14 protein-coding genes and 3 pseudogenes are annotated in these 15,284 nt (G+C 56.3%); 9 read left to right on the forward strand and 8 right to left on the reverse strand.

The window, feature by feature from the left end:
• The 4 genes and pseudogenes from PMI18_RS22505 to PMI18_RS22495 form a co-directional block, all read left to right on the forward strand.
• Nucleotides 1–739 (forward strand): annotated as a pseudogene (locus PMI18_RS22505) (hypothetical protein); the annotation flags it as partial.
• Between the two features lie 5 nt (nt 740–744).
• Nucleotides 745–1,686: a PoNe immunity protein domain-containing protein gene (locus PMI18_RS22500; RefSeq protein WP_007897298.1), complete on the forward strand. Its 942-nt coding sequence runs from the start codon at nt 745–747 to the stop codon at nt 1,684–1,686.
• Between the two features lie 18 nt (nt 1,687–1,704).
• Nucleotides 1,705–2,708: pseudogene (tssI, locus tag PMI18_RS0129360) on the forward strand (type VI secretion system tip protein TssI/VgrG); the annotation flags it as partial.
• Nucleotides 2,674–3,441 carry a hypothetical protein gene (locus PMI18_RS22495; protein ID WP_238542592.1) on the forward strand — a complete coding sequence of 256 codons (768 nt, stop codon included), beginning with the start codon at nt 2,674–2,676 and terminating at the stop codon, nt 3,439–3,441. The pseudogene tssI and the gene PMI18_RS22495, both read left to right, overlap by 35 nt.
• Before the next feature lie 66 nt (nt 3,442–3,507).
• Here the strand turns inward: PMI18_RS22495 and PMI18_RS22490 are convergent, their stop codons facing one another.
• A complete protein-coding gene (locus tag PMI18_RS22490) occupies nt 3,508–3,804 on the reverse strand; it encodes a hypothetical protein (protein WP_007897306.1) in 297 nt (98 codons plus the stop codon).
• Between the two features lie 506 nt (nt 3,805–4,310).
• On the opposite strand from PMI18_RS22490, the gene PMI18_RS22485 reads away from it, so the two are divergent.
• Nucleotides 4,311–4,577: a DUF2790 domain-containing protein gene (locus PMI18_RS22485; RefSeq protein ID WP_007897307.1), complete on the forward strand. Its 267-nt coding sequence runs from the start codon at nt 4,311–4,313 to the stop codon at nt 4,575–4,577.
• Nucleotides 4,578–4,745: 168 nt separating this feature from the next.
• On the opposite strand, the gene PMI18_RS22480 is transcribed toward PMI18_RS22485, so the two are convergent.
• Nucleotides 4,746–5,015 (reverse strand): DUF1652 domain-containing protein, encoded by a 270-nt coding sequence (locus PMI18_RS22480; protein WP_007897309.1) that lies wholly within the window; start codon nt 5,013–5,015, stop codon nt 4,746–4,748.
• A 389-nt stretch (nt 5,016–5,404) separates the two neighbouring features.
• Here PMI18_RS22480 and eco point away from each other — a divergent pair, with 389 nt between their 5' ends.
• Complete coding sequence (gene eco / locus PMI18_RS22475) at nt 5,405–5,887, forward strand: serine protease inhibitor ecotin (RefSeq protein ID WP_007897315.1); 483 nt, start codon at nt 5,405–5,407, stop codon at nt 5,885–5,887.
• 30 nt (nt 5,888–5,917) lie between these two features.
• Here the strand turns inward: eco and ilvA are convergent.
• Nucleotides 5,918–6,913 (reverse strand): annotated as a pseudogene (gene ilvA, locus PMI18_RS22470) (threonine ammonia-lyase, biosynthetic); the annotation flags it as partial.
• A 248-nt stretch (nt 6,914–7,161) separates the two neighbouring features.
• Here ilvA and PMI18_RS22465 point away from each other — a divergent pair.
• Nucleotides 7,162–7,485 carry a DUF2834 domain-containing protein gene (locus PMI18_RS22465; RefSeq protein WP_007897317.1) on the forward strand — a complete coding sequence of 108 codons (324 nt, stop codon included), beginning with the start codon at nt 7,162–7,164 and terminating at the stop codon, nt 7,483–7,485.
• Between the two features lie 54 nt (nt 7,486–7,539).
• On the opposite strand, the gene PMI18_RS22460 is transcribed toward PMI18_RS22465, so the two are convergent.
• Both PMI18_RS22460 and PMI18_RS22455 read right to left on the reverse strand, forming a co-directional pair.
• Nucleotides 7,540–8,463, reverse strand: a complete 924-nt coding sequence (locus tag PMI18_RS22460; RefSeq protein ID WP_007897318.1) for a magnesium transporter CorA family protein — start codon at nt 8,461–8,463, stop codon at nt 7,540–7,542.
• 7 nt (nt 8,464–8,470) lie between these two features.
• Nucleotides 8,471–9,949: a RimK family protein gene (locus tag PMI18_RS22455; protein WP_177319014.1), complete on the reverse strand. Its 1,479-nt coding sequence runs from the start codon at nt 9,947–9,949 to the stop codon at nt 8,471–8,473.
• A 201-nt stretch (nt 9,950–10,150) separates the two neighbouring features.
• Between PMI18_RS22455 and rimI the strand changes: the two genes are divergently transcribed.
• Nucleotides 10,151–11,248: a ribosomal protein S18-alanine N-acetyltransferase gene (gene rimI, locus PMI18_RS22450; RefSeq protein ID WP_007897321.1), complete on the forward strand. Its 1,098-nt coding sequence runs from the start codon at nt 10,151–10,153 to the stop codon at nt 11,246–11,248.
• A 106-nt stretch (nt 11,249–11,354) separates the two neighbouring features.
• Here rimI and PMI18_RS22445 read toward each other — a convergent pair whose 3' ends face one another.
• Nucleotides 11,355–12,506: a PQQ-dependent sugar dehydrogenase gene (locus PMI18_RS22445; protein WP_007897322.1), complete on the reverse strand. Its 1,152-nt coding sequence runs from the start codon at nt 12,504–12,506 to the stop codon at nt 11,355–11,357.
• 51 nt (nt 12,507–12,557) lie between these two features.
• Nucleotides 12,558–12,914, reverse strand: a complete 357-nt coding sequence (locus tag PMI18_RS22440; RefSeq protein ID WP_007897323.1) for a hypothetical protein — start codon at nt 12,912–12,914, stop codon at nt 12,558–12,560.
• Between the two features lie 207 nt (nt 12,915–13,121).
• Here PMI18_RS22440 and ku point away from each other — a divergent pair, with 207 nt between their 5' ends.
• The gene (ku, locus tag PMI18_RS22435; RefSeq protein WP_033036049.1) at nt 13,122–13,982 is read left to right on the forward strand and encodes a non-homologous end joining protein Ku; all 861 of its coding nucleotides are present in this window, start codon (nt 13,122–13,124) and stop codon (nt 13,980–13,982) included.
• 148 nt (nt 13,983–14,130) lie between these two features.
• Here the strand turns inward: ku and lpxO are convergent, their stop codons facing one another.
• Nucleotides 14,131–15,030: a lipid A hydroxylase LpxO gene (gene lpxO, locus PMI18_RS22430; protein ID WP_033036051.1), complete on the reverse strand. Its 900-nt coding sequence runs from the start codon at nt 15,028–15,030 to the stop codon at nt 14,131–14,133.
• Nucleotides 15,031–15,284: the final 254 nt, after the last annotated feature.

A 15,284-nucleotide genomic window follows, 5' to 3' on the forward strand; every position in this document is an offset into this window, starting at 1 on the left:
TAAGGGGGCGGATGGGAAGTGGCTTGAGGGTGTGCCGAGTGCGAGTAAGACTGGGAAGCTTTCGGCGGGGGGGAGTCCCAAGGCAAGTCACGTGCTTTACAAGCTGACGGATGGTGCGAATGGGACTGGGATCGATGCGGTCTGGCGCGCTAACCCGGCAAATAATGAAGGCAAGAAATTTGCCATTGTCGAAGCAAAGGCAAGCCGTGATGAAGATGCTCCTAAATTCATGCGCAAGCTTAACAATACTCGAAAACCCGGCATAAGCTCGAAGTTGGGCGTGTCTGGAATAGCTGACCCTAGCGAACTGATCGAACCGATTGAATCAGATGCATCTTCTAGTCAAAGCAAAAACAAAAGCCCGGTAAGCAGCGGCAAAAATAAGCCAGCTAATACCAAACGTGAGGAAGACTTCACGAAAAGGAAAAGAGATCTTTTGGTTCAAATGAGTAGCGAGTGGATCGCGAAGAACATCTCTAAAGCCGTTCTTGGAAGGAGCTTAATAGCCCAGGTAATGAGTTCTTACAGCCGCCACCTATTTTACGCCCCTCTATTTCATACAAGCTTGAGCCCGAAGGAACACGCCAGTGCGCAACTAGGAAGCCTAGAGGAAAGCGCTCACCAAAATCACAAGGCCTTTCATTATTCCGAACATGAAGTAAAAGGCTTCGTAAACAAGCGAAAAAAATCCCTGACTAAAAAGCATGGCGCGTTAGACTCGCTCAAGATCGAGGCTTGACTAAAATGAATAAACGACAGAAATTTTTCAGCGAGTACCAATACAACAATTTCTTGAAAGAGCATGACGAGGTCATTAATTTCTTCAAAACAAATACCTTTCAATCTGACTCACCCGAGGAAGAAGCGACACTGCGCGCGACACACTTCAAGCAACTCGCACTTGACAAGCTTTTCGCCACATATACGGCAGGAGAAGAAATAAGCGCCCTAACACCATTACTTGAAGACCTAATAGTCAAGTACGAAACTCGACAAGCTAAACTCGCCGAATACCAGAAAATACCTGATATATCTCCGCTTGCGATAAATGACTGGCCTGACGAATATGAAGAATGTGTGCAGGTCATAGGATTTTGCGTTCTCTTACATCGTACTGATTTACTTCAGCGTTTTGTAACTCTAATAGATGGAGCGGGCTACGCCGGGGACGATACGCTATACGAAGATCTACTCATCAAACTACTTCCGAATAGACACGATGTAGATCAATGGTTTCATGACGTGTATTCATCTTTGATTCGAGCCATTTATGCAGATAGCAAAGAGGACGCGTCAAAGCATCTGAAAAAATACTGCAACCAATGGTACTCAGCATTTAAACAAGCACCATGGCATGACACTCACTTGCAGGGAGAAAATGGTAATTACGTCGGCTATTGGGCTATAGAAGCAGGAGCTGTCGCTTTTTTGTACGGTATAGACGACAGCAAAATAGATCATATGGTTTATCCAAAAGACTTGGTTGAGTACGCTCGAAACTATAAGGGTGATATTGGTTCCCAGATTAATCGTATTGTTGCTGGCGAAGCCTGCAGCAAAACGGGCTATTGGTTCAGCCCGGCTCAAGCCAACTCAAGACGCCACTTCCAACAAGGCGAAATCATGCCAAGCTTCAAGGAGTCGAAATGGGGCGACACGCTTTGGTATTGGTCCGGTGAAGTGTGAACTTATCTACAAATTACGCTCAGCGGCCACTTCATGGCCCTCAGCGAACACCCGCGCAGCGAGTGGAACGACCTCTGGCTGCTGCTGGAAATCGTCCACGAAGGCAAACAGCCGCAAGTGCTCGGCGAGAACATCACCAGCGACGTCACCCATAGCAAGGACGAGCTCCATCAGGGCTACCGCAACCGCTTCCTCGCCACGCCGTGGGACGCGCATTACCGCCCCGCCCTGGAACACCCGAAACCCAAAGTGCTGGGCAGCCAGACCGCCATCGTCACCGGCCCGGCGGGTGAAGAAACCCACTGCGATGAATACGGTCGGGTCAAAGTGCAATTCCACTGGGACCGCGACGGCCAGGGCAACGACACCAGCAGCTGCTGGCTACGCGTTGCCACCGGCTGGGCCGGCAACGCCTACGGCGGCATTGCCATCCCGCGAGTCGGCATGGAAGTGCTCGTGAGCGCGACTGGGATGAAAACATCGAGCACGACCAGAAGATTCGCGTCGGCAATGAACGGCATGACACGGTCGAAGCCAACGTGTTCAGCGAGTTCAAGGTGGAAGAGCATCGCCTCACCCATCTGGACCGCAAGACCGAAGCGCGGGCGGATGATCACCTGACTGTCGGCGTGACCCAGCATGTGAAAGTGGGGACGGCGCAGTTAGTCGAGGCCGGGACGGAGATTCATTACCACGCCGGGGAGAAGGTGGTGATTGAGGGTGGCATGGAGCTGACGGCCACGGCTGGCGGGAGCTTTGTGAAGATTGATGCGGGCGGGGTGACGATTAGCGGGGCTGAGATGAAGGTGAACTCCGGCGGCGCTCCCGGCGCCGGTACGGGAATCCAGATTCTCGACCCGGTAATCCCATGGGCCGCCGCCAAAGACAAGGCCGGCGCCCTGCTCGTCCCGGCCGCCGTGCAAATGGCCATGGCCAAAGCGGCCCGAGCAGCCGGTGATATCCGCTGCCCGATTTGCGAAGCTTGCCGTGAAGGCAAGTGTGATTTGGGGACTGCCGCATGAGCGACGCACTCAACAACTGGCTCGGCGAACAGGCAAAACTCTATCGCGTCCTGATCCCGCCCCTTTAGGCGCACTTATTTTCGCTATCGGCCTGTCGCGAACGGGCGGTTCGCCATACGAGCACCACGGTAATTTGCACCACTTCATGCCCGTCCAGTTTAAAGGACGCGAGCAATCCGCCGTTCTCTGGGATCCAGGTTGCGACTCCATCGAAGAGGCTGCCTGCACCAAGGCATTGAAAAAGTTCGGAGACTTGCCCGACCGTGCCGCTTTTGTGCAGCAACTGTTCCACATGAGTGATCACTACATGGTGCCCTCCTACATTCCGTACGCCTGGGCAACATTGCGCCGCTGGCAGCAAACCCAGGAAAGCGGAACCACGGTGGTGACCAAGACTGAGTACGATCAGGTCTACTACCAACTGCAAGAAATGCAGGACCGTTTGAAGACGAAGGAAGTCGAGCTGAACAACGCCTTTCAATATGACCGTCAGGCAAACCAGCGAGAAGCAAGTTTACTGAGAGCGGAAATAGGTCGGTTGGATACAGCCCGGCAACGGCTGCATGCCTTGAGTTTCCTTAAACTGACGCCCGAAGATATTTACGGCTCTGCCACCCAGGCGCCGGAACATAAGATCAACGTCGACCGCTGGATGGCGAAAAAAGAAAACACTGTCGAGGTCCAGCTAGCAATGATTCCTCAGGCGAGTGGTAGTGAGCTGAGGACGGCTTAGTTTTCCGTGCGTCCCGCAAACAAGCCAGCGTCCACAGGAAACTGGCTTGTTTGTAATGCTGTGGCGTCAGGCCGGCGCCTTCCAGCCCATCATCCGCTGCTGCGCAACCTGCAGCAGGTCGCAACCATCCTGAGTCAGCAGATAAAGCGCATGGATAATGTGCGGGATGTCTTGAACGTCACCATGCTTGAAGCATAGGCAGTGGAGCGTTTCAAGTAACTGGCTGGAGGCGCGGATGCGTTGGAGAGCGGATTCGAGGATGTCTTGGGGGTTGGCTTCTGTGTCGATAACCAAGGGGTTTGAGTCGGTAATATCGCTTTTGATTGAACGATAACGATCGGGAAACGGATTTATCGTTGGCATAGTAATTACTCGAGTATTAATTAGTAATCGCCAGCACCGTGACCAAACGATGGAGGCGGCTGTGTACAGGCTTGGTCAACCGCTAACACCCAAACGGCTCGCCCGAAAGCGTCCTGCACACAGCCACCATTGCAACGCACTACGAGACATAGAAGTCCGCAGGGCGAATGATGGCACATTTATGTGCAGTGTTAGTCAGGTGACCAAACCTGTTCGCTGATTTTGCAGCGATGCCAAACAGTAATCGCTATAAGCCAAGCGCCGAAAGACGACAAAGCGTCCAAGCTTGTAGGAACGAGCCGAAGCTCCCGCAGTTTTTTTACCGATATGAAACCTCTGTCAGAAACTCCTCACGACAAGCGGCATGCAAGCCGGTTAACCATCGCTTAACCCCACGGTCCAAAGCTTTACTGGACCGCACGCCCTCAGCTCCCTCTGACGCCCAGTGCGGCAGGTTCGACGTTTTTCAGTCGAACTGACTTCCCTCTCTGCGCTGGAGACTTGCCATGAACACACGAAGACTGCTGATAACCACCGCCCTCGCCTGCACCGCGTTCACCGGGATTGCTCAGGCAGACGAAGCGTCGTCCTCCCAGGCCGTGCCTTATCACTACGGCATGCAGTTGCAGGTGGCCAAGGTCATTTCCCTGACTGAACCGCAAACGCAGGAATGCAAAGTGGTGACGGCCAACATGAAGTACATCGACAAGTCGGGTAAGCCTGCGGAGATTACGTACCAAAAACTGTCTGACGCGTGCAGCTATCAGAACTGACAGTAGGCCTGTGAGGGCTCTGGCGCTAAGCGCGGTCGAAAGGATTCGCCATGCGGTTCTCGTTTCGCACGCTGTCGACGTTCAGCACCGCGCTTTGTTGAGTTTGCACTGGGTCTGGGGTTTATCCAGACCCGGTGCATTGTCGGTCGAACTGGGTGAAGCGGCCGGTTAATGGAGTTTTGACTTCGCGATGAACAGTTGACCGTGCGTGTTGTGCGCGAGGCCGGTGCGCAACTCGGCTATCAGGTCGTTGATTTCCCTACATCCATTGAGACGCTGGGCGTCTATGCCAGTGACGATCAGATCGAGGTGGTCAGTCTCGACGTCCGAATACACCTTGATGGTCATCGACAGGTCCGGCGACAGCGTGCATTGACAGCGTTTTGGGAGAAAACTGCTCTCAATGATATTGCGTAGTTCCAAGGCAGAAAGAAACATGGCCACCCTCTCGTTATGGTGAGATTGCCAATCGAAAATCAATGTCGGTCGGAGCTCAAATCGCCCGTTCTTTTTCTTCCGTGCGGGCTTCATTGTTCCAACGTCCGACCGTTTTCTTGTTTTAGCACTGACTGGGTAGGAATCACGGTCAGCTCAAGACAGCTACAGCATAAAACATGCCCAGGATTTCGCTCTGCGCCTCGTCGGCAAATCAAGGGTTTGGCGGGGATGGCAATAAAAAGACTCGGGCAAAATGCAAGAAAGGACTGTTTCAAGACCTGCATTTTGCAAACACCCCGGTGACGGGTTTGCATTGGCTGAGGACGGCAGTGAGAATGCGGCCCATCCATTCAGTATCCGCTGACCCCACACACACGCAAGGAGGCATCATGGGTACTTTGCCCTTTAACACGACCGTCGGGCTGATAGTTGCCGCTCTGTCGTGCGTAGTCCACGCCGCTACCCTCGAAGACGTCGCGCCGTATCCCAAGCCCGAGAGCGGTTTTACCCGCCAGGTCATTCACCTCGCCCCGCAACAACAGGAAGACGGTTATCAGGTCGAAATTCTTGCCGGCAAGACCCTGACCGTGGACTGCAACCGTCAGCGTCTGGGCGGCATGCTTGAAGAAAAGAACCTAGAGGGCTGGGGTTACCCGTTTTACCGGCTGGAGAAAGTCACCGGCCCGATGAGTACGCTAATGGCCTGCCCCGATGGCAAGCGCAAAAAGGACTTCGTACCGGTGGTCGGTGACGGTTTCAGGCTGCGTTACAACAGCAAGCTGCCAATCGTGCTCTACGTGCCCAAGGATGTCGAAGTGCGCTACCGGATCTGGTCGGCGTCGAGTCATGTCGAGAAAGCCGTTCAGGAATAACTGGTCCGTCCCTCACACCGGGGCGCCGCTCAACGCGGCGCGCTCGGCCACATGCCGCAAACTGTCGAAATTGATGTTCGCTCCGGAATCGATGGCCACCAGGGTTTGCCCTCGCGCGCCGGTTTGTGCCACGTACTGCTTGATCCCGGCCACGGCCAGGGCGCCGGAAGGTTCGGTGATCGAGCGGGTATCGTCGTAGATGTTCTTGATCGCGGCGCAGAGTTCGTCGTTGCTGACGGTCAGTACCTCATCGACGCAAAACCGGCAGATCTCGAAACCATGGACGCCGATCTGAGCGACGGCCACGCCATCGGCGAAGGTGCCGACGGTTGGCAGCACGACCCGTTCGCCGGCCCGCAATGCGGCCTGCAAGCAAGCGGAATGTTCCGACTCGACGCCGATGATGCGGATTTCAGGGCGCAGGTATTTGACGTACGCGGCGATGCCGGCGATCAAGCCACCGCCGCCCACCGGAACGAAGATCGCGTCCAGCGGCCCCTGGTGCTGGCGCAGGATTTCCATGGCGACGGTGCCCTGCCCCGCGATCACGTCCGGGTCGTCGAAGGGCGAGACAAAGGTGCAGCCGGTTTGCTGTGCCAGGCTCAGCGCGTATTCCAGGGCAAACGGAAAACTCTCACCGTGCAGCAGCGCATCGGCTCCCCGGCTGCGAACCCCGAGCACCTTCAATTCCGGCGTCGTGCAGGGCATGACGATGGTTGCGCCGATCCCCAGCTCGCGGGCCGCCAACGCGACGCCTTGGGCATGATTGCCCGCCGAGGCTGTGATCACGCCACGAGCCTTCTGTCCATCGCTCAGGTTCACCAGTTTGTTGTAGGCGCCACGGACCTTGAAGGAAAAGGTCGGTTGCAAGTCTTCGCGCTTGAGCAGGATCTGATTGCCCAACGCCTCGGACAAGGCCGGCGCCGCTTGCAACGGCGTGCGCACGGCAAGTTCGTAAACCGGCGCGGCGAGGATCTTTTTCACGTAGTGCTCAAGCAAGCGTTGCTGGGCGGGGGTGCTGCTCATGGTCGTCTCCTGACGTTGATCGGAGCACCAGAGACAGAAAGTAAAAACCCGCCTCTAGGGCGGGTTGGGTGCTGCAGTCGTGAGCTAGCCCGCCAAATAAGGAATGGCGGTAATAATGCTTGGCTGGCAGCGCAATACGGTGGAAGTCATGGCTGGAAATTAGCCGGAGGCTGATGGCAAGTCAATGGCCAATTTTCAACGGCCGCTGTAGGCTGGCGATTCTGCTCATTGTCCCAAGGAAGGAAACCATGAAGTCTGTCGCCCTGCCCCTCATCGCCCTGATCGCCTTCGCCGGCTACACCGTTTCGGTGATGCTGCAGGCAGAACAGTCGCTGCTCGATTTCGGCATCAGCCTGATGTCGCGGCCCGATACTGCGCAGGTGGTGATTGATCTTTACCTGTTGGCGACCCTTGTCGGTATCTGGATGTACAAGGATGCGCGCAAGCGTGGGCAGTCGGGATTGTCGGTGGTTCCCTATCTGGTGGTGACGGCGGTTTTTGTGTCGGTCGGGCCGTTGTTGTATCTGGTGGTGCGGGGGCTTCAGGAGCGGAAAAACTCTGGCGAGGCCTGATCCAGGCGTTGTTGTGCTGTTGAGATTGCTTTCGCGAGCTGACAGCCGCCGAAGTCACTTCGCCAGGCGCTTGAGACCAATCACCATCCCCCCCGCCCCCAGCATCATCGCCGTCAGAAACAACGGATAGGAAATCCACCACGGCGTACCGGCGGTCATCATGCTGAACTCGGACATGCCGCCAATACTCGCAACCAGGTTCAACGGCAGAAACACCACGTTGATCAACGTCAGTTTGCGCAGCAGGTTGTTCATGCTGTTGTTCATCAGGTTGCCGCGCGCGTCGATCAGCCCGGAGAACACCGTGGAGTAGATCTCCGCCTGCTTGTAGCACTGGTTGTTCTCGATAATCAGATCGTCGATCAAACCAATGGCTTCAGGGCTGAAGTGTTCCTTCGCCGCATGATTACGCAGCCGGGTCAGGACCGCGCCGTTGCTGTGAATGGCGTTGATGTAATAGATGAGGCTTTCGCTGAGGTTGAACATCTGGATCAGATGCTGGTTCTGCATCGAGGCATTGAATTTTTGTTGCAGCTCCCGGGCAACCATCTTGATCACCTTGAGGTGCCCCAGATAGTGGTGAATGTTGTTGAACAACAGGTCGAGCAACACATCCAGTGGCGTCTTCAGTGACTGCCGCGTGCCGAGGCCGCTGAGCGGAGAGTCATCGGTGGCGATCACCAGCAGACGCCCCGGGGAAAACAGCAAGCCGCAGGATGACACTTCGAAGGCCAGGCTGCCGCCGCCGGAGTAGTTTTCCGGGCGTTTCCAGATCAGGAACAGGTTGTCGGGGTGGAACTCGATGCGCGACACCTCGTCGGGGTCCAGGGCCGAGGCCAGAGCGTGTTCATCGAGCTTGAAATGGCTGTGCAACAGATCCCGCTCGGCCGCATCGGGGTTACTGAACAGCATCACGTCGGCGTCCAGCCGTTCGACCGCTCGCAGGGCGCCGTGGCTCAGTTCAAAGCTTTTGATCATCGGCCGCTCACCAGGCCTGGCCGCGGCGCTTGAGCTCCAGCCGACGGACAAACTCTTCCAGCACCAAGGAATACAAATCGTCCTGCAAGTAGGCGTCTTCGATGCCGGCGTCCATGTTCGGGTTGTCGTTGACTTCGATCACCACCACTTTGTCGCCGGACTGTTTGAGGTCGACGCCATAGAGGCCGTCGCCGATGAGATTCGCGGTTTTCACCGCCAGTTCAACCACCGCTCGCGGCGCTTCGTGAACCGCCAGGGTGCGGCATTCGCCGTTGATGTCCTGGCCTTTGGCTTTGTGGTTATAGATCTGCCAATGGCCCTTGGACATGAAGTACTGACAGGCAAAGATCGGCTTGCGGTTGAGCACGCCAATGCGCCAGTCGTATTCGGTGTAGAAAAACTCCTGGGCCAGCAGCAACACCGAGTGTTCGAACAGTTCGGCGGTGGCTTCAAGCAAGGCTTGCTGGCTTTCGACCTTGATGACGCCCTTTGAGAAACAACCGTCGGGTATCTTCAATACCAGTGGAAACCCCAGACGCTCGCCTACCCGCTCGAAATCTTCCGGTCGTTCCTTGTAGAGGATTTCAGTGGCGGGCATGCCCAGCTGATGGCTCTTGAGCAAATCAGTCAGGTAAACCTTGTTGGTGCAGCGCAGGATCGATGCCGGGTCATCCATCACCACCAAACCTTCGCTCTCGGCTTTTTTGGCGAAGCGGTAGGTGTGGCTGTCAACGCTCGTTGTCTCGCGGATCAGGAGCCCGTCGTATTCGGCGATTCGGGCGTAGTCCTTGCGTTCAATCAGCTCGACGTCGATGCCTAGCGTCTTGCCAACCCTGACGAAGTTGTCCAAAGCCTTGGGATTGGAGGGCGGCAATGCTTCTTGCGGATCGTGCAGAATGGCCAGGTCATAACGGGCCAATCGCCTGGAGCGCGGCATGCGCCAGATCTTGCGACTGAAACTGTCGAGCGCATTAGCGAACTGATCTTCCTGATCTTCACGCAACTTATGCAAGGCGCCAAACTTTACACCTTCGATGTGCCAGCCGTTAGTTCGACGAAACTCAACTAGCAATATCGGACATGGAAAAACCTCGAACAACTGTCGAGCCAGATCCTGTAATGGCTCGATAGAGGTTTTGCCGAAATACAGTGTCAGGGTAAATCCTTCGGTATCGCTGTAAAGATGATTGCTGAGGGCCTTTTCCAGGGTTTTATCCAGATCATCCAGGGCCAGGCCATACAGGGATTTTCGGGTCAGTTCGCTGATGGTCCGCACCGACGGAATAACCTTGTGCCCCCGCGCTTCGGCCAGCAGCGAGCAGTAATAACCGTGCCCGAGGTACTTGTAGCTGCGGCACAGGTTGATCACCTGAACCCGCTTGCCCTGCTCGTTGTCGCGGGTCTGTTCGAGGTATTCCTGGGCGGTGACGATGTCTTCACTGGGGAAATAGGAGGCCCAGTCTTCCTTGCGTTCGACGATGATCATCAGCTGGCTGGAAGTTCTGATCGAGCCATTCAAATAGTTTTCAGAAATTATTGCTGTTAGCAACTTTTGCTCAGATACTTCGCGCCAATGACCTTGTACCGCTGACATAGTGATTGATCCATTTTAAGAACAAGACCTTTCCTATTAAGCACGAACTTTTTTTAAAGTCCCGTTTCGTTACGCAACTTTTACGGCGGTTATATGAATCCTGTTTTTCGCTTGGCGGTAGTTGAAGATATACCGTCACTGCTGGCACTCGAACAGCAATGTTTCACCACGGACCGGCTCAACAGTCGCAGTTTTCAATGGATGATCATTCGGGCTCACGGGCAATTGCTGGTGGCCCAACGTGGCGAGCAATTAGTGGGCTATGCGGTGGTGCTGTTTCACCGGGGCACTTCATTGGCGCGCCTGTACTCGATTGCGATAGCCCTTGATGCTCGCGGCAGTGGACTGGGCAAGCAGTTGCTCGAACGTGTCGAGGCCTGCGCCATTGAACATGACTGCGCCTACCTGCGGCTGGAAGTGCGCATCGACAATCCAACGGCGATTGCTCTGTATGAGCGTAACGGCTACCGGCGTTTTGCGCTGATTCACGACTATTACCAGGACCATGCCGACGCGCTGCGCCTGGAAAAACGTATCCTCCAGCACCGCGATTCACGCAACATCAAGGTGCCTTACTACCCGCAGACCACCGAGTTCACCTGTGGCCCGGCCTGCCTGCTGATGGCCATGGGCGCGCTGCAAGACGATCGAGCGTTGGAGCGCGGCGAAGAACTGCAAATCTGGCGCGAGGCGACCACGGTGTTCATGACGTCTGGACACGGTGGCTGCAGCCCTCAAGGTCTGGCGCTGGCAGCGTGGCGGCGTGGCTTTCGGGTGCGGCTGCAACTGAGCATGGCCGGGCCGCTGTTTCTCGACGGCGTGCGCGATACGCATAAGAAAGACGTAATGCGCCTGGTACACGAGGTGTTCACGACGCAATTGCAAGCCACCGACGTGGAACGAATGATCGGCGGACCACTGGATCTGCCACGGTTACTGCACGATGGCGGACAGCCGCTGGTATTGATCAGCAGCTATCGCCTGACCCGTTCCAAGGCGCCGCACTGGGTGATCGTCACCGATTGCGATGAAGAGTTCGTCTACCTGCACGATCCGGATGTGGATCACAGCCAGCATCGTCAGCCGATGGACTGCCAGCACTTGCCGGTCAGCCATGGAAAATTCGACAAAATGTGCAGTTTCGGACGAGGCAAGCTGCGGGCTGCGGTGATTCTCTATCGGCGTGAGTAAACCTGTGGCGAGGGAGCTTGCTCCCGTTCGAGTGCGAAGCAGTCGATTGCATGGGGGCGCTTCGCCCCCCGGCGGGAGCAAGCCCCCTCGCCACAGGTTATGCGTATTACTTCAGGCCAAGCTTGTACAGCCCCCCGTCATCTTCATCGGTCAGTACATACAAATAACCATCCGGCCCCTGCCGCACATCGCGAATCCGTTTGTTGAGTTCACCCAACAACCGCTCTTCGTGAACAACCTTGTCGCCTTCGAACTGCAGGCGAATCAGCTCCTGACTCACCAGCGCCCCGATAAATACGTTGTGCTGCCAGGCCTTGAAGCGATCGCCATCGTAGAAAGCCATGCCGCTGAGGCCGGGGGATTTTTCCCAGACGTGGTGCGGGCCCGCGGTGCCTTCGGCGGTTTCGCCCTTGGCTTCCGGGATCGCCAGGCCGGAATAGTTGATGCCGTGGGTTGCCAGCGGCCAGCCGTAGTTCTTGCCTCGTTCGATGACGTTGATCTCGTCACCGCCCTGGGGGCCGTGCTCGTTTTCCCAGAGCGTGCCGCTCCAGGGGTTGAGCGCCGCGCCTTGTGGGTTGCGATGGCCGTAGGACCAGATTTCCGGGCGAACGCCTTTTTGCCCGACAAAGGGATTGTCTTCCGGCACCTTGCCGTCCGGATAGAGCCGCACGATCTTGCCTTGCAGCTTGTCGAGGTCCTGCGCCGTGGGCCGGTCGTTATTCTCGCCCAGGGTGATGAACAGATAACCGTCGCGGTCGAACACCAGTCGCGAGCCGAAGTGATTGCCGACCGAGAGCTTGGGCTCCTGACGGAAGATCACCCTGAAATCCTTGATGGCCGTCAGGTCTTCCGACAACCGTCCGCGACCGACCGCCGTGCCGGCCTTGCCGCCCTCACCACCGCCTTCGGCGTAAGACAGATAGACCATGCGGTCTTGCTTGAAATCGGGCGACAACACCACGTCGAGCAATCCGCCTTGTCCCTTGGCCCAGACCTGAGGCACGCCATTGATCGGCCCCGAAAGTTTGCCGTCGGCGCTGACCAGCCGCAGGTTGCCGGGCCGCTCGGTCACCAGCATCCCTTGGCGGTCGGGCAGAAACGCCAGCGCCCAGGGGTGTTCCAGGCCTTTAACGATGGGCGTGAGTTCAAGGGTGCCCTGCTCGCTTTTAAAATCCTGTGTCGGCGCCGCGAAAACGGGCGCCGTGACTGTAAATAATGCGCTGGCACAGAAAGTGGCCAAGAGGGTTTTACGCAACATGCACGATTCCTTTTGTCGTCAAAATGGCTGGCAAGACCTCTGTCCTGCCGTTCAACGGTAGTTGCGGTTCGAGTCCCGGGGCGGTGGATTGGGAATGAATTTCGGTTGGCCGGTGGGAGCCGTTCGATCTTGCGGATAGCGGTTGCCGATACCACCGTTATCGAGCGTTGGCGGTCGTGGCACAGGCACTGTGTTTGGCCCGCGGATTACCGGGATGTTGGGTTGCGTGCCTTGCATGCTGTTGGGATTGGCCCTGCGAATCGGGCTGTTATAGGGATTGTTGTTGCTGCCCGGCAGGTTCTGCGCCAGCAGCAAGGGCGAGGACGGCGATGCGACGTCTGCCAGAGCCAAAGGGCTTAGCACACCACTCAATGCCATCGCGATGACGCCGAGCACACATCGGTTCATGAGGACCTCTCTAAAAGCCTGCCACGCTTCATGGATGAATAGAGCCACGCTACGCCCAGGGTTCGGATTTGTTAACTAAAACCTCCCCCACAAGATGTAACACGAGTTAACCGCACCGCCGATCCGCCCGCAGGACCGGGCCGCCGCCGACTGAAACTTTTGCCCTTGGCCACAGGTCACCTGAACATCAACGACGAGGTCACGATGATGGCACGGGCAATCTGGAAAGGCGCAATCAGTTTCGGTCTGGTGCACATTCCCGTGGCGCTGGTTTCGGCGACGTCTTCGCGCGGGATCGATTTCAAATGGCTCGACAGTCGCAGCATGGACCCGGTCGGCTACAAGCGCATCAACAAGGCCACCGGCAAGGAAGTCACCCAAGAGCACATCGTCAAAGGGATAGAGTACGAAAAAGGACGTTACGTGGTGCTCAGTGAAGAGGAGATTCGCTCGGCTCATCCACTCTCGACTCAGACCATCGACATTTTTGCCTTTGTCGCCAGCGAGCAGATCCCTCTGCAAAACATCGACACGCCCTACTACCTGGCGCCGGACAAACGCGGCGGCAAGGTCTATGCGCTGTTGCGCGAAACCCTCAGCAAAACCGATAAGGTCGCCCTGGCCCGCGTGGTGTTGCATTCGCGCCAGCACCTGGCGGCCCTCATGCCGCTGGAATCAGCCATGGTGCTGGTGATGCTGCGCTGGCCCGCCGAAGTGCGCAGCATTGCTCAACTGGAACTGGGCAGTGAAGTGACCAAGCCGGATCTGGCCAAAGGCGAGCTGGAGATGGCCAAACGGCTGGTGGAGGACATGAGTGCCGACTGGACGCCCGAAGAGTACCGCGACAGTTTCGAAGACAAGATCATGGCGCTGGTCGAGAAGAAGGCGAATGAAGGCAAGATCGAAGATGTCGAAACCGTGACGGGTGAAGAGGTGCGTAAAACCGCCGATGTTATCGATCTGACCGAACTGCTCAAACGCAGTCTTGGTGGCAAGGGCGGCGGTAAACCCGCGGCAAAAGCCAAAACGAGCGCAGACAAAAAAGCCACGAAGCATTCTCGCGGCTGACTGATGACGGGGACATCCATGAGTCAGGTGGTGTGAATCTCGGCCCCATCGCGAGCAGGCTCGCTCCCACATTGGGTCTTGTGAACGACAAAGATCAAAGGTGGGAGCGAGCCTGCTCGCGATGGCGTCATGCGCCACAACGCAAAACTCAGATCAAAACAAAAATCGCCAACAACCCAGCAAAAACCGCCCATTTCTCCAGGTAGTAGCGAGTGCGGTTACGCTTCTTGAGCGCTTTGCCGCGCAGACGAATCTTGTAGATTTTGGCGAACAAGCGGTTGATGCCACCGACCTTGTCGCCCGCATCGTTCGGCGCGCCCGCCGCCGCCATCACCGTACGGCTGAACCAACGGTTGAACGCCGCCGCCCAGCGATACTTCATCGGCCGCTCGATGTCACAGAACAGAATGATGCGGTTCTGCGCAGTGGTGTTTTCGGCGTAATGAATGAAAGTCTCATCGAACATCACGGCCTCGCCGTCGCGCCAATGGTAGTTCTCACCGTCGACGTTGATGTAGCAACCGGCATCGTTCGGCGTTTCCAGCCCCAAGTGATAACGGTAAGAACCGGCATATGGATCGCGGTGACGGACCAGTTTCGAACCCGGCGGCAGTTCGGCGAACATCGCGGCCTTGATCGAGCCGATGCTTTGCACCAGTTCAGTCGTACGCGGGCAGAGCTTTGCGGCCGACGGGTGACTGTCGCCGTACCATTTGAGATAGAAACGTTTCCAGCCACTTTTGAAAAAAGAATTGAAACCAACGTCGTCATACTGATTCGAACGCTTGATCTCCCCAGCCTTGAGCAGATTCTGGCCTTCGGCGCGAATCTCTTCCCAATGAGCCTGCAAAGGGCTCAAGTCGGGAAAGTCCGCCGGATTGAGATAAGGCTTGTTCGGCGTTTTGGAGAACAGATAAAGGAAGCAATTGATCGGCGCCAGAAACGTCGAGTGGTCGCTTAACTGACGGCCTAATTTGTGGCGCACCTTACCGCGCAAGTGAACATACGCGACGGAGATGACATAAATAGCGGCAATGATAAGTTTCACGAAAATCGTCACACGTCAGAAGTGAACAAACTGCGTCCCGATGGCGAGTTCTTGAGCCATGCCGATGGACGGCATGAGGTCGAAAGATGGCATTTTAGCCATACCTTGTAACTAATAGTTAACCTTCAACTGTGAAAATGTGTCCACTTAGTAGCGCGGCTCGGCCGGTAATGCGAACCGCTCTCCCGATAGTAGCCCCATGCCATACCACCATCCGTCGAATATGTAAACACGACACTCAATACGCGGCCCCG

Source organism: Pseudomonas sp. GM102 (assembly GCF_000282555.1).
GTDB lineage: Bacteria > Pseudomonadota > Gammaproteobacteria > Pseudomonadales > Pseudomonadaceae > Aquipseudomonas.

Coding starts and splice junctions, on each gene's coding strand:
- PMI18_RS22460 (WP_007897318.1), bottom strand. CDS start 8,463: ATGATCAAAAGCTTTGAACTGAGCCACGGCGCCCTGCGAGCGGTCGAA.
- PMI18_RS22485 (WP_007897307.1), top strand. CDS start 4,311: ATGAACACACGAAGACTGCTGATAACCACCGCCCTCGCCTGCACCGCG.
- PMI18_RS22465 (WP_007897317.1), top strand. CDS start 7,162: ATGAAGTCTGTCGCCCTGCCCCTCATCGCCCTGATCGCCTTCGCCGGC.
- eco (WP_007897315.1), top strand. CDS start 5,405: ATGGGTACTTTGCCCTTTAACACGACCGTCGGGCTGATAGTTGCCGCT.
- PMI18_RS22500 (WP_007897298.1), top strand. CDS start 745: ATGAATAAACGACAGAAATTTTTCAGCGAGTACCAATACAACAATTTC.
- rimI (WP_007897321.1), top strand. CDS start 10,151: ATGAATCCTGTTTTTCGCTTGGCGGTAGTTGAAGATATACCGTCACTG.
- PMI18_RS22440 (WP_007897323.1), bottom strand. CDS start 12,914: ATGAACCGATGTGTGCTCGGCGTCATCGCGATGGCATTGAGTGGTGTG.
- PMI18_RS22455 (WP_177319014.1), bottom strand. CDS start 9,949: ATGATCATCGTCGAACGCAAGGAAGACTGGGCCTCCTATTTCCCCAGT.
- PMI18_RS22445 (WP_007897322.1), bottom strand. CDS start 12,506: ATGTTGCGTAAAACCCTCTTGGCCACTTTCTGTGCCAGCGCATTATTT.
- PMI18_RS22490 (WP_007897306.1), bottom strand. CDS start 3,804: ATGCCAACGATAAATCCGTTTCCCGATCGTTATCGTTCAATCAAAAGC.
- PMI18_RS22480 (WP_007897309.1), bottom strand. CDS start 5,015: ATGTTTCTTTCTGCCTTGGAACTACGCAATATCATTGAGAGCAGTTTT.
- ku (WP_033036049.1), top strand. CDS start 13,122: ATGGCACGGGCAATCTGGAAAGGCGCAATCAGTTTCGGTCTGGTGCAC.